This window comes from Pseudomonas sp. N40(2020) (genome assembly GCF_014472415.1).
GTDB lineage: Bacteria > Pseudomonadota > Gammaproteobacteria > Pseudomonadales > Pseudomonadaceae > Aquipseudomonas.
Genome location: NZ_JACSZV010000013.1, coordinates 1 through 15,348, shown reverse-complemented (window position 1 = coordinate 15,348; position 15,348 = coordinate 1). Strand labels below are relative to the sequence as shown.

Below are 15,348 nucleotides of genomic sequence, written 5' to 3'. Positions count from 1 at the left end.
GCGCGTTGCCACCAGCCCCGTCTACACTCAAAACCACCCACGGAGGTAGCGCTCGGCAGTGCGCCGGCAAAGGAGTGCGCGATGTCACCTCGTTCGCAATTCAATGGCCCGGCCCGCCAGCGCGGGGCGATCGGTTTGGTGGCGGCGCTGACCCTCGGCCTGGCCTTGGTGTGCATGGTGCTGGTGGTCGACAGCGGTCGTTTGTACATGGAGCAACGCAGCTTGCAGCGCGTGGTCGATGTGGCCGCGCTGGAGGCGATCTCGCGCGGTGGCGATTGCCTGACAGGCGCCAGCGCAAACGGCTACGCCACGACCAGTGCAGCACGCAACAGTTTTACCGTGGCGCAGGGCAGGACCCTGACCGTAACGTGCGGCACCGTGCAAACCGGTGCAAACAACCTGCGAGCCTTCGCCGCCGACGCCTCGAAAAAAGAAGCCATCAGTGTGGTCGCCACCCATGTTGTGCCCACCAGTGTGGCCGCCGCGCTCTACGCCTTGTTTTCGCCGGGCAGCGTGTCCCCGACCACGCGGCTCTCGGCCACGGCGGTTGGTGCCTCGGCTATTCTGCCGCCGCAAGCCCAATTGACCATCGGCACCACGGCGCTGACCATCGATGCCAGTAAGTCGGCTGCTTTGAATTCGTTGATCGGGCAGATGCTCGGCGGCAGCCTCAACCTCAGCGTCGCTGGCTGGCAGGGGCTGGTCGAGACCCATATCAATCTGCTCAGTTACCTCAATCAACTGGCGGTCGACGTTAATGTGGACGCGGGCAACTACACCCAATTGCTGAGCAAGAACATCCAGATCACCCAACTGATCGATACCGCCATCACCGTACTGACCAAGGGCGGTACCACCACCAGCGTGGCGGTCAACGGTCTGCTCGGGCTGAAGGGGGCGGTTGGCAGCACTTCGGTGGCGCTCGGGCAATTGCTGCAATTGCAGACCGGGGCCACGTCGGCGGCGCTCAATGCCAATCTGCAAGTGTTCCAGTTGATCGAAGCCGTCGTGCAAGTGGCTAACAGTCAAAACGCGCTGGTAGCGAGCGTGCCGTTGAGCATTCCGGGACTGGTCAATGGCTCGGTCAAAACCAAAGTCATCCAGCCGCCGCAATTGTCGGCCGTGGGCAATCCGCTGCTGGCCAAGGCTGATCCCATGGGCGCCAACCGGATCTACGTGAAAACCGCGCAGGTGCGCACGCTGATCTCGCTGAATCTGCCGGTGCTGTCTGGCGTGGCCGGGCTTGCCAATGCCATTGTCAGTACGCCGCTGGTGGGCGGGCTGACCGATACCTTGAACAATGTGCTGAGCCTGAACATTGCCGGGGCATTGAACTCGGTGTTCTGTGCCTTGGGTGGCACCTGCCAGCGCACCGATCTGAAGATTCTGCCCACCTCGACCATCGACATTTTGCTGGAGGCCGCCGCCGCCGACAGCCATGTCACCGATTATAGCTGCACAAGCGATGCGACCAAGACCCTGACCACCCAGACCAACTCCTCGGTGGTCAAACTCAAGGTCGGGAAGATCGACGCCACCAACGCGTTTTCATCCTCGGGGGATGTCACCGTGCAGCCGCTGGCGTTGATTGATGTCGGCGTTATTACCTGCACCATTCCACTGCTGGGCCTGGGCCAGCCAACTTGCGATCCCAACTCGCGCAAACCGTTCTACGGCGGTGGCCTCGGGGTGATGGTGGATACCTCGGTGGCCAGTATGCAGAGCATCCACACCTACAACCAGCCACCGGAAATCAAGCAAACGCCGCAGAACTACAGCTTCGGCACGCAAGGGGTCGTCAATAGCCTCAAAGGCACCTTGAGCGGGGTTCAGGTTCAGGCTTACAAACCCACCGGTTCGAGCCTGCTGGGTGGCTTGCTCACTACTACCGCCGACGTGCTGGCCGGCGTCAACAGCACGCTGGGCGTGGTCATCGGTAACTTGCTCAGCCCAGTGCTCGACCCGATTCTTGACGGTTTGCTCGCCAACCTCGGCATCACCCTGAACAAGGTCGACGTCGGCGCCAACCTCAGCTGTCGACCACCGGGGCAACCGATCCTGGTGATCTAGTCGGTCAGCGCAATCGGTAACTCGATACAGAATCGCGCGCCCTCGTCGCCATTGCGCACGCTCAGGCGTCCCCCCATGTTTTCGACGATGCCGTAACTCACTGACAAGCCCAGACCGGTGCCGACACCGACCGGTTTGGTGGTGAAGAACGGCTCGAAAATCCGCTCCAGCAGTCGCGGATCAATGCCGCCACCGTTGTCTTCGACCCATAGCCGCACCACATGCTCGTCGCACTCGGCGTACAGGGCGATCCACGGCTGGAAGTCGCGATCGGCCTCGCGCTTGCCGAGCAAGGCATCGCGGGCATTGACCATCAGGTTGATCAGCACCTGCTCAAGCTGATCGACGTAACCGCGCACCTGAACCGCAAAACCGGCCTCTTTGATGCGCAGCTCGACGCCTTTGCCACGCAGCCCCTCAGACAACAGCGACAACGTGCCTTCGATTGCATCGAGGGGGTTGAACGGATGCTGTTCGATTTCCGAACGTCGGCCGAACACGCGCATGTGATCCACCACTCGCGCCGCCCGTTGGACTTGCGCGTCGATGCGATTGAGCTTGTCGGTCAGGTAGTCGATCTGCACATCGCCGTTGCTCAAGCGCTTGAGCACATTGACGATGGCCATGCGCATCACATTCAGCGGCTGATTGATCTCGTGAGCCAGGCCGGTGGCCATTTCGCCGAGGGTGGCCATTTTCGCGCTTTGGGTCAGCTGTTGTTGCGAGCGGCGTACCTCGGTGTTGTCACGGCCCACCGCCTGCACCTCGATCAGTTGCCCGTGCTCATCGAACACCCCGCGATCCGACCAGACCCACCATGCATGTTCGCGACCGGGCAGGCGCAGATTGATTTCGGCGGTGCTCACCGGCAGTTCCGGGGTCAGTTGCGCCAAGCGCTGGACGAACGCCTGGCGCTGTTCGTCGGACATCCAGCTGCCCAGGTTCACGCCGGGCAATTGCTCCGGCGCGCACTCCAGATAAGTTGCCAAGGGCCGGTTGCCGAAGGTCAGGGTCAAGTCCGGACGATAGCGGCAAATCATCGCCGGCGAATCTTCCACCAGCATCCGGTAGCGCTCTTCACTGGCCTTGACCTGCTCGGCGGCGAGGGTCGCTTCGGTGACGTCCAGCCACAGCCCGACAGCTTCCACCGGCAGGCCGAGATCGTCGCGCAGCAATTTGGCTTCGTCGAGCAACCAGTGTGCATGGCCTTGGCGGTCGAGCACCCGATAACGCGCGCTCACCGAGCCTTCGCGCAGCAACTGCCGCGTGCGTTCGAAATAGCGAGGGCGGTCTTCGGGGTGGACGTGTTCCACCAGTCGGCCGCCGTCACAATCGGCCAGATTCCAGCCCAGCAACGGTTGCAGACTGGCGCTGAAAAACGTCGGTTGCAGCGCCCCTTCGACGTAGCGTTGCACGTAGATCACCGCGGGTGAGCTGGCGATCAGATTGTCCAGTCGCGCATGGGCAGCGGCCGCCTGTTGCTGCTGATTCTCGATGTCGCTGATGTCGAGCATGAACCCCACCAGCCGCCGCTCGGCGCCGATGCCCAAAGACCGGCCTTGCAAGCGAAACCACAGCGGCAACGATTGATCGCTGCGTTGCCAGCGCGCGTTCAACTCCAGCGGTGCGCCTTCATCCTGCAAAGCTCGCAGACGACTGCGCAGCTCATCACGGTCGGCAGGGTGCACCTGGTTGAACCAGTCCTGAATCGGCAACCGCGCAGTCGTCAAACCCAAGCTGTCAGCCAGAGTCGGGGCCAGTTGCACTGCGGTGCTGTCGCTGCTCATTTCCCACCATCCACTGCCGAGCAGCGCTTGCAGACTTTCCAGACGTTCCAATTGCAGATGATGGTGATGCTCGCGCAGGCGCTCCAGCAGGGGCGCGGCCACGGCAGCGGCCAGCAACAGCCAGTCGTGATCGCCGAGATCGGGTGCCTGCTGCTGCGCGTTATAGCCGGCGCACAGCAACCACGCGGCCACGCCCTGGGCATCGCGGTAAGGCACGGCGAAACCCTCATTCGGGCCGAGCAGCGCGCTCAGGCGTGGCTGCTCGCCAGCCAGTAAACGTTGCGGCAATGCGCCGTTCAGGCTGTCGAGGCCCGTGCCCAGTTGCTGTTGATCACGCCACACCTGCGGCGCGTTCAGCGCCGCGTAATGCTGATGAATCTGCCAGCCCTGACCTTGCTCATCCAGCAACGCCACTGCCAGGCAGGGGATGTGCAAGTGCTGGCTCAAGCGCTGCAACTGTTCGCCCAGCACCTCGGGCAGGCGTGCGAGGCTGCCCAGGCGCAATTGATCGCGAATCTGCGTGGCCAGCCACTGGCATTGCTCGCGGCTGTGCGCCTGACGTCGTTCGCTGAGCAGATCACCGATGTCCAACAATTGCAAAATCCAGCCGTCACCCTGCGCCTGCACCCAACCGCGCAGGTGCAGCGGCGGGCCGCTCAGGCTGAAAAAATCCAGGTCGAGCAATTGTCCTTGCCAGTCCGCAGGCTGTCCCTCTAGTGCGAGGCTGCTGTGGGGCAACACATACTCCAGCAGAGGTGCGGGATGGCTGGTGGATATCCGCTGCGCCAGCACATGCCGCAACGGCCCGCTCATATGATTGACCCGGCCTTCGCCATCCAGATAGAGCTGCAGGCCGGCGCTCGGCACCAGAGGACTGTCCATTGGCTGGACCGTTTCGGGGTGTCGATTGAGCAGGCGGCCGAACAGCTTGTCACCGGAACTCAAAATTGCAGGCTCGACGAGGCGCGCAAAGTCGCAGGCAGGCGCGGCACCGTACCGATGCCCGGCAGCACCAGAAACGGCAGCGCCTGATTCAATTTGCTGGTGGGATAGTTGATGGTCACCGTTAGCACGCCACCGACATAGGTAATGTTGCTGTCCGTGGCGGTGTTGAAGTTCAGTGCCCCGGGCAGCCAGGCCAATTGCCGGCCCAGTTCGGTTCGGGCCGTGGCGGTGACCGCCGTGGAGTAATTGGCCGTGGCCGGGTCAAGCGCCACGCTGCGGCGCACGGCTTCGGCCGTCGACTCATTGAACGACTGCATCAACAACAGCGGCAGGCTGTAGCTGACCAAACCATAAAACACGGCGAAGAAGGTGACGAACACCAAGGCGAACTCGATGGCCACGGCACCTTTTTGCTTGCGGGGGAGGGCGGTTTTCATGAGTGCGTCTACCCTGACAATCACTACGTAATCTCAGCATAGAATCAATCGGCCAAAACGGACGTTTTTTACCGCATGCACAGCTTTGTTCTACTGATTTGGCTGACCCTTTGCGCGGCACAGGATGCCCGCCAACGGCATATCGGCAACGGGCTGACCCTGGGCGTTGGCGGGTTGGCGTTGGGGTATTTGCTGATCACCGGCACTACCTGGCTCGGCGCTGAAGCCACGCAGGCGGGCTGGGCTGTCCTGCTGGCCCTGGCGATATCCCTTCCTGGTTACGTGTTGAAACATTTTGGCGCCGGTGATGTGAAACTAATGACAGCCTTGGCACTGGCGACGGACGGTGCACACCTGCTTGGCGCGTTTATCGGCGCAGCGCTGACCAGTGCAATCTGGTTATTGCTGGTGCCAAAACTCTGGCTGCATATGAGTCAAGGGCTTAGAGAACGTCTTCGATATATGGCCCCTGAAAAGTCAAAAAATCTGCCATTTGCACCGTTCGTGCTGGTTGGGACAATCCTGGCGTTGCTTTGGATCCGCTAGTCGCCACCTGTCACTACTGCTATGTACATAGTCGGAAAGTGCGTCTACTTTCAAATCAACGTTGTACAGCCTCGCGCTGTAAGTACAGGAACGGTCAGCCTTTGGCCTGGGCATGGAGTGGCAAGTGGACAAGCTTACGTCTGCGGTAAAAGTTCTGGTGGTCGATGATCAGCCGCTGATTGTCGAAGAACTCTGCGAATTCATTGAGAGCAGCGGCTACCGTTGTGTGCCTTGCGTATCGAGCAAGCAGGCGATCGAGCAATTTATCGAAGACACCGCCATCGGTCTGGTGCTGTGTGACCTGCATATGCCGGACATGGACGGCATTGAGCTTGTGCAGGAGCTGCAACTGTTGTCCGGCAAGCATCGGGCCTTCGAAGCCATCATGCTCACCGGGCGTGCCGACAAGCAGGACGTGATCAAAGCTTTGCGCGCCGGGATTGCCGACTACTACCAGAAACCTATTGATCTGAACGAACTGCTCCAGGGTTTGCAGCGCCAGGAAGTGGCGTTGCAGGAACGGCAGAAAACCCTGCAACTGGGCAACCTGAATCAGAAGCTGCAATTCCTCTCCGAGTCGATCGACGATCTTTACCAGGACCTCGACAAAGTCCGCCGCGGCCCTGCGCCTGTGAGTGACGAGGGGGCGGGTGATGCTGAAGGGGCGGTGGAGATACCGACGATTTTCAATCAGTTGTCGCCGCGTCAGCTGGACGTTGCCCGGTTGGTGGGCAAGGGCCAGACCAACTATCAGATTGCCTGTGAACTGGGGATCACCGAGAACACCGTCAAGCTGTATGTCTCGCAGGTCTTGCGCCTGACGCACATGCATAACCGCACCCAGTTAGCCCTTGCGTTGTCGCCGAGCAATTCAGGACTGCGTCAACGGGTGACTGCGCACTGATTGCTGATGACCCCGCCCATTGAGCGGGGTCAAACCCCTCAACCGATGTTGGTCTTGGACTTGGGAAACAGGTTGTCCAGGGTTTCCAGCAAGCGCACGTGATAGATCGGTTTACGGAACAGGTCCAGCACCTGCAGGCGCAGCATATCGCTGACGTCTTCCATGTCTGCATGCCCCGAAGTGACGATCACCGGAAGATGCTGGCGCGAGGTGTGTTCACGCAGGCGCTTGATCAGCGAGATGCCGCTTTCTTCCGGCATGCGCAGATCGGTAATCACCAGGGCGATATCGGGATGGCGGGTCAGGTGATGCAGGGCGAGTTTCACCGACGTTGCCGTATGACAGATGAACCCTTCGCCCTCCAGCAACTCCGCAAGCTCCAGCAGTGCGTCCTCTTCATCGTCGACGAGGAGCAACTGCTGGCGCGGAGTATGTGAGGAGTTCATGGGCAACACCTGCAATGGACTGAGTGCTGACGTTAGAACTCAATGGCCGCATTGACAAGTTATCCACCGAGCGCGGTCTGGATCTGGGTGAGGATCGCGGTGACCCGAGTGCCGATGCCTGTACCGAATGCGGCAATCACCAGCGCGACCAGACCGACGACCAATGCGTACTCGATGGCGGACGCGCCGTCGGTGTCTTTTGCCAGACCTTTGACAAACGCGGTCGTGGATTTGATCTTTTGAACTACGCGGGAATACGACATGAGAATTCTCCTTGAGCACGCCAGGTGTTGCGCGTTCGCAACATGATCTCCCTGTGCCAGCATCAGCATTGTTGGCAAATCCCGAGCCTACAACTGTAAGAACAGATTAATACCTAAGTAGTAGTGAGCCGTTTAACGGCAGAAAACGACATTTGGCGCTTCAAGCCGCTACTTTCGTTGGATTTTTTGCTGTTCGTAATGGCGTTTTGTTCTGGCTGCGCTACCGTCAAATAGCGAAATAGTTGCTTGTTCATAGCTGCCTGATTGCGAAGTTATCTCGTTGGAAGTCACGGGTCATTGCATGAGAGACAAAACGCAGCGGGAAAGGGAGAGCCGTCATGAACAGTCGCGTCACTCTGGGTCTGGCCGGGTTGTTTCTGGTAGGCGCCATCATTGCCGGGTATTGGGGGCTCACCTTGAGCCGGCCGCCGGTGGCCGAACCGGTTGCGGCTCCCGCCGTGGCGCCAGCCGCAACGCCTGTCGCCAGCACTGAACCTGTTGAAGATCCAACGCGTCAGCCCGTCGTTGTGTTGCTGCGCGACATCCCGCCCTTCGTGAAAATCACCGCCGCCGACGTGGCCGTGGAAAAACTGCGCACCGCGCCGGCCGGCAGCCTGGGCAATGTCGATCAGGTCATCGGCCGCACACCGTGGCGGCCCTTGAGCGCCGGCAGTTGGCTCAGTGATGAAAGCTTCCAGCCGGGCAGCCCTTTGGCGCGGATGATCCGCCCCGGTGAGCGGGCACTGGCGGTGGCGGTGGATGAAGTGATCAACGCCGGCGGGCAATTGGCCCCCGGCGATTACGTCGATGTGTTGCTGTTCTTGCGCAAGGACGAAAACCATCCGCATGCCTCGGCGCAACGAGTGGTGACGGCTGTGCGCGTACTCGGCGTCGGCAGCCAGATGGGCCTGACCAACGACGGCCAATCCGCCGGCCCGGCGCGCAGTGATGACGAGCGACTCAAACAGGAACAACAGCGAATGGCCGCCCGCAGTGTGGTGCTGGCAGTGCCGGAACCACTGGTCAGCCGCTTGATGCTGGCGTCCAGCGCCGGGGTGTTGCGCCTCGCGGTGCGCAGTGCCGATGAACAGCAACTGGCGAAATATTGGGCCGGCGAAAACGATGTCGCCACTCAACTCGACACGCCTCGGCGCGAGCTGGTCGAGTTCAGTCAATTGTCCCTCACCGCTCCACCCAAACCCATGGCCGTGGCCGGTCAACCGGCGGCGCGCAAACCGACCGTGGAAGTTATCCGCGGTGCTGAAACCGCACAACCCACTCCCTGAATCGAGCAAGGACGCCTTTACATGCGCACATGCTTCACGCCCCTGTTCAACGGCTTGTTCCGGGCCTCGCTGCTGAGTGTTGCCTCGATCGGCAGTGCCGTCGCCGCCGCCGGCAATTGCGCCGCGCTCGGCCCGTTGCCTTCGGTGCTGGAGGTCGGCGAAGGTTTGCAACAGGCGTTGCAATCGCCGGTCGCGATCACCCGGGTGGCAGTGGGCGATCCGAAAATCGCCGACGTGCGGGTGACCGGCGATAACGCGGTGTTGCTCACGGGTGTCGGCCCCGGCGCCACCACGCTGATGATCTGGAGCGCCTGTGCCAGCGCCCCGCGCCAAAGCATGGTGTTCGTGCAGGGCAAGGCCAGTGCGGCCATGACCACGGTCTCGCTGCCGGCCTCCGGAGACCCGAACTTGCCGTCGCAAGTACAGACCGATATCCGCTTCGTCGAAGTCAGTCGTACCAAACTCAAGGAGGCGGGCACGTCGATTTACGGCAAAGGCTCGAACAACTTTCTGTTCGGCGCACCGGGTACCGTGCCTAACACCGGCGTCACCCCCGGCGTTGTGCCGTTGGCCAACATCGACCCGCGTATCGCAGTGCCCGGCATCCCGTTGGCCAACGACATGTTCAACATCGTCTGGGGCGGCGGCAGCAGTAAATTCCTCGGCATCGTCAATGCGCTGGAGGGCAGCGGTTTTGCCTACACCCTGGCGCGGCCGAGCCTGGTGGCGTTGAGCGGGCAGAGCGCAAGTTTTCTCGCCGGCGGCGAAATCCCGATCCCGGTGCCGAGCGCCAACAGCAACAGCTACTCCATCGAATACAAGGAATTCGGTATCCGCCTGACACTGACCCCGACCGTGGTCAGCCGTGATCGCATCGCCCTCAAGGTCGCCCCGGAAGTCAGCGAGCTCGACTACAACAACGGCGTCACCATCGGCGGCACCACGGTGCCGGCGTTCACCATCCGCCGCACCGACACCAGCATCTCCCTGGCCGATGGCGAGAGTTTCGTGATCAGCGGTTTGATCAGCACGCAGAACGCTTCTCAGGTGAACAAATTTCCCGGGCTGGGCGACATACCGGTCATCGGCGCGTTCTTTCGCAACTCCTCGATCAACCGTGAAGAGCGCGAGTTGCTGATGATCGTTACGCCGCACCTGGTCCAGCCGCTGGCCGCCAATGCGCCGCTGCCGTCGCTGCCCGGCGAAAAACTGCGCAACTACGACCCGAACTGGTATCGCCTGTACTTCCTCGAAAACGGCAACTTCGATAAACGCAGCGGATTATCGCAATGAGCCAGAACCTGAGTCAGACCTTCCTCGCCATCACCCGCAACGACACTGATCTTGAGTGGCTGCAAGGGTCGCTGGCGCCGCTGGGGCAAGTGGTCAGCGCTGGCGGCGGCAGTCTTGACGAGCTGTTGGCGCTGGTAGACGTGACCTTTGCCAGCCTGGTTTTCGTCGGTCTCGACCGCGAGCATCTGGTGGCCCAGAGCGCACTGATCGAAGGCGTGCTGGAAGCCAAACCCATGCTCGCCATCGTCGCCCTCGGTGACGGTATGGACAATCAACTTGTGCTGAATGCAATGCGCGCCGGGGCACGGGATTTTGTCGCCTACGGTTCGCGCTCCAGCGAAGTCGCCGGGCTGGTGCGACGCCTGAGTAAACGCCTGCCGGCGGTCACACCAAACACCCAACTCGGCGGTTTGACCGTGCTCTACGGGGTACAGAGCGACGCCGACGGCGCGCTACTCGCCAACCACATGGCGCTGGTGGTGCAGAAGAGCGGGCAGCAAACCCTGTTGCTCGATCTGGGCCTGCCGCGCGGTGACAGTCTGGCGCTGTTGGGGCTGGAGAGCTCGTTTCATTTCGGCGATGCGTTGCGCCACCTGCGGCGCCTCGACGCGACCCTCATCGACAGCGCCTTCACCAGCGCCGAAGCAGGGCTGCGCATCCTCGCCTACGCCGGTTCCGACGAGCCACTGGAACGCACCAGCGCCGCCGAGTTGTACATGTTGCTCAGCGCCCTGCGCCAACACTTCCAGCACATCGTGGTCAATCTCACCGGACAACCCGACAGCGAAGCGCTGCGCACCTTCGTCAGTCACTGCGACAAACTCCTGTGGTACACCGATCAGAACGTGCTCGACTGTCGGCGCAATCTCGCCGTGCTCAATCTGTGGCGCGAGAAGGGCATGAAACTCGATCACGGTCGCCTGCTGGTGGATCGCTATCTACGCAACGTTGCGCCCGATTCCGACACCCTCGGCAAGACCTTCGGCCTGGAGGTGATTGCCGTACTCGCCTACAGCCCGGAAGTTCGACTCAACGCCAAGAATCAGGGCGTGACCCTGTTCGAACTGGCCCCGCGTGAAGCCCTCAGCCAAAGTCTGCGCACCCTTGGCGAACGCTTGGCGAAACGCTCGGAAAGTCTGGCCAAACCGAAGGTCACCTGGTTCGACCGCTTGCGAGGCACCTCATGAACGGCGAGCAATTGTTCGGCGGCCCTCAGCGCCACGCCACCGGCAACACCGATCACGACGGCCTGAAACTGGTGCTGCACCGCTACATCATCGATGCCATCGAAGAGTCCGGGAAAAACCTGCTGGAGGGTTCGCGGCAGGTGCTTTCGCAATTCGTCATCGACAAGGTCGCCGAATACATCGCACGCCTGCACCTGGCGATTTCCCGTTATGAAATGGAGCGTCTGGCCGAAGAGATCGTCGATGAACTGACCGGTTTCGGCCCGCTGGAAGTGCTGCTGCGCGACACAGCGGTGACCGAGATTCTGGTCAACGGCCCGCACCGGGTGTTTATCGAACGCGACGGCGTATTGCACCTGAGCGACTTGCGCTTCATCGATGCCCACCACGTCGAGCGGGTCATGCAGCGCATTCTTGCACCGCTGGGTCGACGTCTCGACGAGTCCTCGCCGATGGTCGATGCGCGCCTGCCCGATGGCAGTCGGGTCAACGCGATCATCCCGCCGATTGCTCTTGATGGGCCGTGCCTGTCGATCCGTAAGTTTCGCAAGGACATGCTTAAAAGCACCGACCTGATGGCCATGCAAACCATCGATCAGGCGATCTACGACTTCATAAAAGAGGCGGTCGGCAAGCGCTGCAACATTCTTGTCAGCGGCGGTACCGGTACCGGCAAGACCACGCTGCTGAACATCCTCAGCCAGTTGATCAACCCCCACGAACGCCTCGTCACCATCGAAGACGTTGCCGAATTGCAACTCGGCCACCCGCACGTCGTGCGCCTGGAAACCCGTCCGCCGAATGCCGAGGGCCACGGTGAGGTCAAGGCCAGCGATCTGATCCGCAACGCCCTGCGCATGCGCCCTGACCGGATCATCCTTGGCGAAATCCGCGGCGTCGAAGTGGTCGACGTGCTGACCGCCATGAACACCGGTCACGACGGTTCGATGAGCACCGTACACGCCAACAACGCCCAGGACGCCTTGTTGCGCCTGGAAACCCTGGTCGGCCTGACCGGGCGCACCATCGCCGAACGCACCCTGCGCCAGATGATCTGCGCGGCACTGGATGTGGTGATTCAACTGACCCGCATGCCCGATGGCCGCCGCTGCGTCAGCGAAGTGGTGGAAGTGGTTGGCGTGCGTGATGACGTTTACGTCACCAACACCTTGTTCCGCCTCGACCGCCGCACAGGTTTCGGTTTCCTGCGCGAAGCAGTGAACCCGGCCGGCGACAAGTTGCGCCGCGAACCGACGCTGGCGCACTGAGGGCCACGGCATGCTCAAACCGCTGCTGCTAATCGTAATTTGCCTGGGCCTGCTCGGTTTGTCGCTGCGCCTGTTCTACAACGGCTGGCGCCAGAGTGGCGCCGAACGGGTACTGGATCGACTGAATCAGGGCCAGCCGCAACTGACGGTGGATTCGCCCCGTTGGGCCAGTCTTGAGCGGGCCTTTTTGCGGGCAGGACTGGGCCGTCCGACCGAGCGCATCGGTATCTGGCTGCTGCTCTGGGCCTTTGCGATCCTGATCGGTTTTGCCTTGGCCGGGTGGGTCGGTTTGCTGGTTTTGCTGGTGTTGCCGCCAGTGATGCTGCGCCTGTATGTCAGTTGGCGCTATCAACGGCGCTTGCGGCGGATGATCGAACAATTGCCGCAACTGCTCGACCACACTGTGCGCAGTCTGAAATCCGGTCGCACCTTGGCCGATGCGGTGCTCGGCGGCATCGAGGCCAGCGAAGATCCACTGAAAAACGCCATGGGCCGTGTGCAGCGCAACGTCCAGTTGGGCGTGAGTTTGCCGGACGCGATGTCAGACATGGCCGAGCTCTACGAGAAGGACGAATTTCGCCTGTTCGCCCTCGGCCTCAAGGTCAATCACCGCTATGGCGGCAACGCCAGTGAACTGCTGGAAAACCTGATCAAGATGATCCGCGAGCGCGATCAGGCCTCGCGCCAGTTGCGCGCCATGACTGGCGAAACCCGCCTTACCGCGTGGGTGCTGGGCTTGCTGCCGATTGCCATGGCCGGGTATTTCCTGATGGCCAATCCGATTTATCTGGTCGCCATGTGGCACGACCCGTCCGGACAGCGAATGCTGGCCACGGCGTTCGGCATGCAGGTGATTGGCAGTCTGTTGCTCTGGCGGATGTTGCGCAGCCTATGACCACACCCCTGATGATCAGCGCCGTGTTGTTGCTCGGCGCCGCCCTGTTACTGATCGCCAGCCTGCTGGAGCAACGCCGCCGCGCGCGGCAGATCAGTCGGCGACTGGACGGTGACCTGATCCGCGAAAACCGTTTCGGCAACCTGTTGCACGTGCTCGGCGAGAGCCAGGTCGGCCAGCGCAGCGTCAAGCTCGACAACGAAACCCAGACGTTACTCAACCGTCTCGGCTGGCGCAGCGCTCGTCAGCGCTCGCTGTTCGCCGCCTGCCAGATCGGTACGCCGTTGTTACTGCTGGCGCTGACGGTGTTGCTGCAATCGGTGTTCTTTCCGACCGTAGAAAAACAATGGATCGCGCCGTTGTTCGCCCTCGGTGTCGGCTACTTGTTGCCCAAACGGTTGCTGGTGATGGCGGTGGCGCGGCGGCAAAAACAACTGTCGACCGAGATCGGCACCTTCCTGCCACTGCTGCGCATCCTCTTCGAATCCGGCATGGCCGTGGAGCAGGCGCTGCGCGTGTTGAGCCACGAAAGTCAGGCATTGCTGCCAGTGCTGACTCAGGAATTGCGTCTGGTGCTGGCGCGGGTCGACTCCGGTCTTGAGCTGGGAGAGGAACTGAACAAAGCCACGCAATTGCTGGCGGTGGACGAGTTCACCGACACCTGCGTGATTCTTCAGCAGTTGCTGCATCAGGGCGGCGGGGCGATGAAGTCGCTGCTCTCGCTCAAGCAACTGCTTGATGACCGGCGCCTCACGCGCCTGCAGGAATACATCTCGAAGATGTCCGCAAAAATGTCCGTCGTGATGATGCTGTTTCTCTTCCCGGCGTTATTGATCGTCCTCGCCGGCCCGGGCTTTACCGCCCTGGCCAAGGCCTTGGGGGCTTGAAGGAGTGGTGATGAAAGCAATGATTGCCGGTGCATGTCTGTTGTTGCTCGGTGGCTGTGCCAGCACCGGGCAGAACCCCTGGGAAGCGCTGACCAACAGCGCCAGTTGCGGCAAGCTCAGTTCAGATCAGCAACTGTCGTTGAACCTGGCCGATGACATGGCCAAAGACGGCAAGCTCCACGCCAGCCTGGCCAACCTGCAAAGCCTGCCGGACAACCTCGCCGATGTGCGGTTGCGCAAGGCCAAGGTTTACCGTTTGCTCGGTCGCAGCGAGGCCGAACCGTTGTATCGCAGCCTGCTCGGCACCTGCCTGGCCGCCGAGGCCGAACATGGTCTGGGCCAGCTCGCGGCGGCCAGATCCGATTACGGTCAGGCACAGGCGCACCTGCAACGCGCCGCACGATTGGCGCCCACCGACGAAAAAATCCGCAACGATCTGGGCGTGGTTTACCTCAATCAATTGCGCATCGAAGACGCGCGTTTTGAATTCCTCACTGCCATGGAGCTCAAGCAAAGCGACAAATTGGCCGCGCTGAATCTGGTCACGCTGTTGCTGTATCAGGACGATTGGAACCGCGCCGCCGAACTGGTCAGCCGCTTCGGGTTGAGCCCCACGCAATTCAGCGAAGCTCAAAGTCGCGCGGAAAAACTCAAAGTCCCGAGCCCTGCCACTGCCGCCGTCACAGCGATGCTCAAGTAAGGAGAGCCGCGATGAAAACCGCGATTTTTTGTCTTGCTCTGTTGGCTCTGCCGCTCACCGGTCATGCCATCGACGCCGGCCCGGCCTCGGCCCAGCAACAGGAAACCGAGGGCTGGCTGCAACTGCAAAGCCGCAACAAAGTGGCCTCGCCGAAAGTACAGACGGTGACGCCGACTGAACGGGAATTGGCGATGCAGCGCTGGCTGAAAAGCTACGAGCATCAGATACCGCAGTTTTTTGATCAGGATCAGGGTGGCGAGGTCGATAGCGGTTCGGGGGGCTAGCAGGTTCACCGCGTTATCGTTCATCGCGAGCAGGCTCGCTCCCACAGGTTCTACATGGGCTTGAAAATCGCGCATACCTTTGTAGGAGCTGCCGCAGGCTGCGATCTTTTGACTTTGATTTTTGAAGGTCAAGATCAAAAGATCGCAGCC

At 61.3% G+C, this 15,348-nt stretch carries 15 protein-coding genes; 11 read left to right on the top strand and 4 right to left on the bottom strand.

The features are described 5' to 3' along the window. The first annotated feature begins 81 nt into the window (after positions 1-81). Entirely contained in the window at positions 82-2,070 is a 1,989-nt protein-coding gene (locus IAI51_RS10975; RefSeq protein WP_187678506.1) for a TadG family pilus assembly protein, read from the top strand. Here IAI51_RS10975 and IAI51_RS10970 read toward each other — a convergent pair. Together IAI51_RS10970 and IAI51_RS10965 are read right to left on the bottom strand one after the other, a co-directional pair. Then, positions 2,067-4,802 (bottom strand): PAS domain-containing protein, encoded by a 2,736-nt coding sequence (locus IAI51_RS10970; protein WP_187678505.1) that lies wholly within the window; start codon positions 4,800-4,802, stop codon positions 2,067-2,069. The genes IAI51_RS10975 and IAI51_RS10970 overlap by 4 nt on opposite strands. Further along, positions 4,799-5,239 carry a TadE/TadG family type IV pilus assembly protein gene (locus tag IAI51_RS10965; protein ID WP_187678504.1) on the bottom strand — a complete coding sequence of 147 codons (441 nt, stop codon included), beginning with the start codon at positions 5,237-5,239 and terminating at the stop codon, positions 4,799-4,801. The genes IAI51_RS10970 and IAI51_RS10965 overlap by 4 nt, the downstream gene beginning before the upstream one ends. Before the next feature lie 75 nt (positions 5,240-5,314). Between IAI51_RS10965 and IAI51_RS10960 the strand changes: the two genes are divergently transcribed. Both IAI51_RS10960 and IAI51_RS10955 read left to right on the top strand, forming a co-directional pair. Then, positions 5,315-5,785, top strand: a complete 471-nt coding sequence (locus tag IAI51_RS10960; RefSeq protein WP_187678503.1) for a prepilin peptidase — start codon at positions 5,315-5,317, stop codon at positions 5,783-5,785. A gap of 124 nt (positions 5,786-5,909) precedes the next feature. Next, a complete protein-coding gene (locus IAI51_RS10955) occupies positions 5,910-6,689 on the top strand; it encodes a response regulator (RefSeq protein ID WP_187678502.1) in 780 nt (259 codons plus the stop codon). A 38-nt stretch (positions 6,690-6,727) separates the two neighbouring features. On the opposite strand, the gene IAI51_RS10950 is transcribed toward IAI51_RS10955, so the two are convergent. Further along, positions 6,728-7,135 carry a response regulator gene (locus IAI51_RS10950; protein ID WP_187678501.1) on the bottom strand — a complete coding sequence of 136 codons (408 nt, stop codon included), beginning with the start codon at positions 7,133-7,135 and terminating at the stop codon, positions 6,728-6,730. A gap of 59 nt (positions 7,136-7,194) precedes the next feature. Continuing rightward, the gene (locus IAI51_RS10945; protein WP_187678500.1) at positions 7,195-7,398 is read right to left on the bottom strand and encodes a Flp family type IVb pilin; all 204 of its coding nucleotides are present in this window, start codon (positions 7,396-7,398) and stop codon (positions 7,195-7,197) included. Between the two features lie 338 nt (positions 7,399-7,736). Between IAI51_RS10945 and cpaB the strand changes: the two genes are divergently transcribed. The 8 genes from cpaB to IAI51_RS10905 are packed head-to-tail and all read left to right on the top strand — an operon-like array spanning position 7,737 to position 15,198. Further along, positions 7,737-8,684: a Flp pilus assembly protein CpaB gene (gene cpaB, locus IAI51_RS10940; protein WP_187678499.1), complete on the top strand. Its 948-nt coding sequence runs from the start codon at positions 7,737-7,739 to the stop codon at positions 8,682-8,684. A 21-nt stretch (positions 8,685-8,705) separates the two neighbouring features. Next, on the top strand, positions 8,706-9,977 hold the full coding sequence (locus tag IAI51_RS10935) for a type II and III secretion system protein family protein (protein WP_187678498.1): 1,272 nt from the start codon (positions 8,706-8,708) through the stop codon (positions 9,975-9,977). Continuing rightward, positions 9,974-11,164 (top strand): pilus assembly protein, encoded by a 1,191-nt coding sequence (locus IAI51_RS10930; RefSeq protein ID WP_187678497.1) that lies wholly within the window; start codon positions 9,974-9,976, stop codon positions 11,162-11,164. The genes IAI51_RS10935 and IAI51_RS10930 overlap by 4 nt, the downstream gene beginning before the upstream one ends. Beyond that, positions 11,161-12,432, top strand: coding sequence for a CpaF family protein (locus tag IAI51_RS10925; RefSeq protein ID WP_187678496.1), 1,272 nt, complete (start codon positions 11,161-11,163; stop codon positions 12,430-12,432). The genes IAI51_RS10930 and IAI51_RS10925 overlap by 4 nt, the downstream gene beginning before the upstream one ends. Before the next feature lie 10 nt (positions 12,433-12,442). Beyond that, the gene (locus IAI51_RS10920) at positions 12,443-13,327 is read left to right on the top strand and encodes a type II secretion system F family protein (protein WP_187678495.1); all 885 of its coding nucleotides are present in this window, start codon (positions 12,443-12,445) and stop codon (positions 13,325-13,327) included. Next, positions 13,324-14,214, top strand: coding sequence for a type II secretion system F family protein (locus IAI51_RS10915; protein ID WP_187678494.1), 891 nt, complete (start codon positions 13,324-13,326; stop codon positions 14,212-14,214). The genes IAI51_RS10920 and IAI51_RS10915 overlap by 4 nt, the downstream gene beginning before the upstream one ends. 10 nt (positions 14,215-14,224) lie before the next feature. Beyond that, entirely contained in the window at positions 14,225-14,914 is a 690-nt protein-coding gene (locus IAI51_RS10910; RefSeq protein WP_187678493.1) for a tetratricopeptide repeat protein, read from the top strand. An 11-nt stretch (positions 14,915-14,925) separates the two neighbouring features. Continuing rightward, positions 14,926-15,198 carry a DUF3613 domain-containing protein gene (locus tag IAI51_RS10905; protein ID WP_187678492.1) on the top strand — a complete coding sequence of 91 codons (273 nt, stop codon included), beginning with the start codon at positions 14,926-14,928 and terminating at the stop codon, positions 15,196-15,198. Positions 15,199-15,348: the final 150 nt, after the last annotated feature.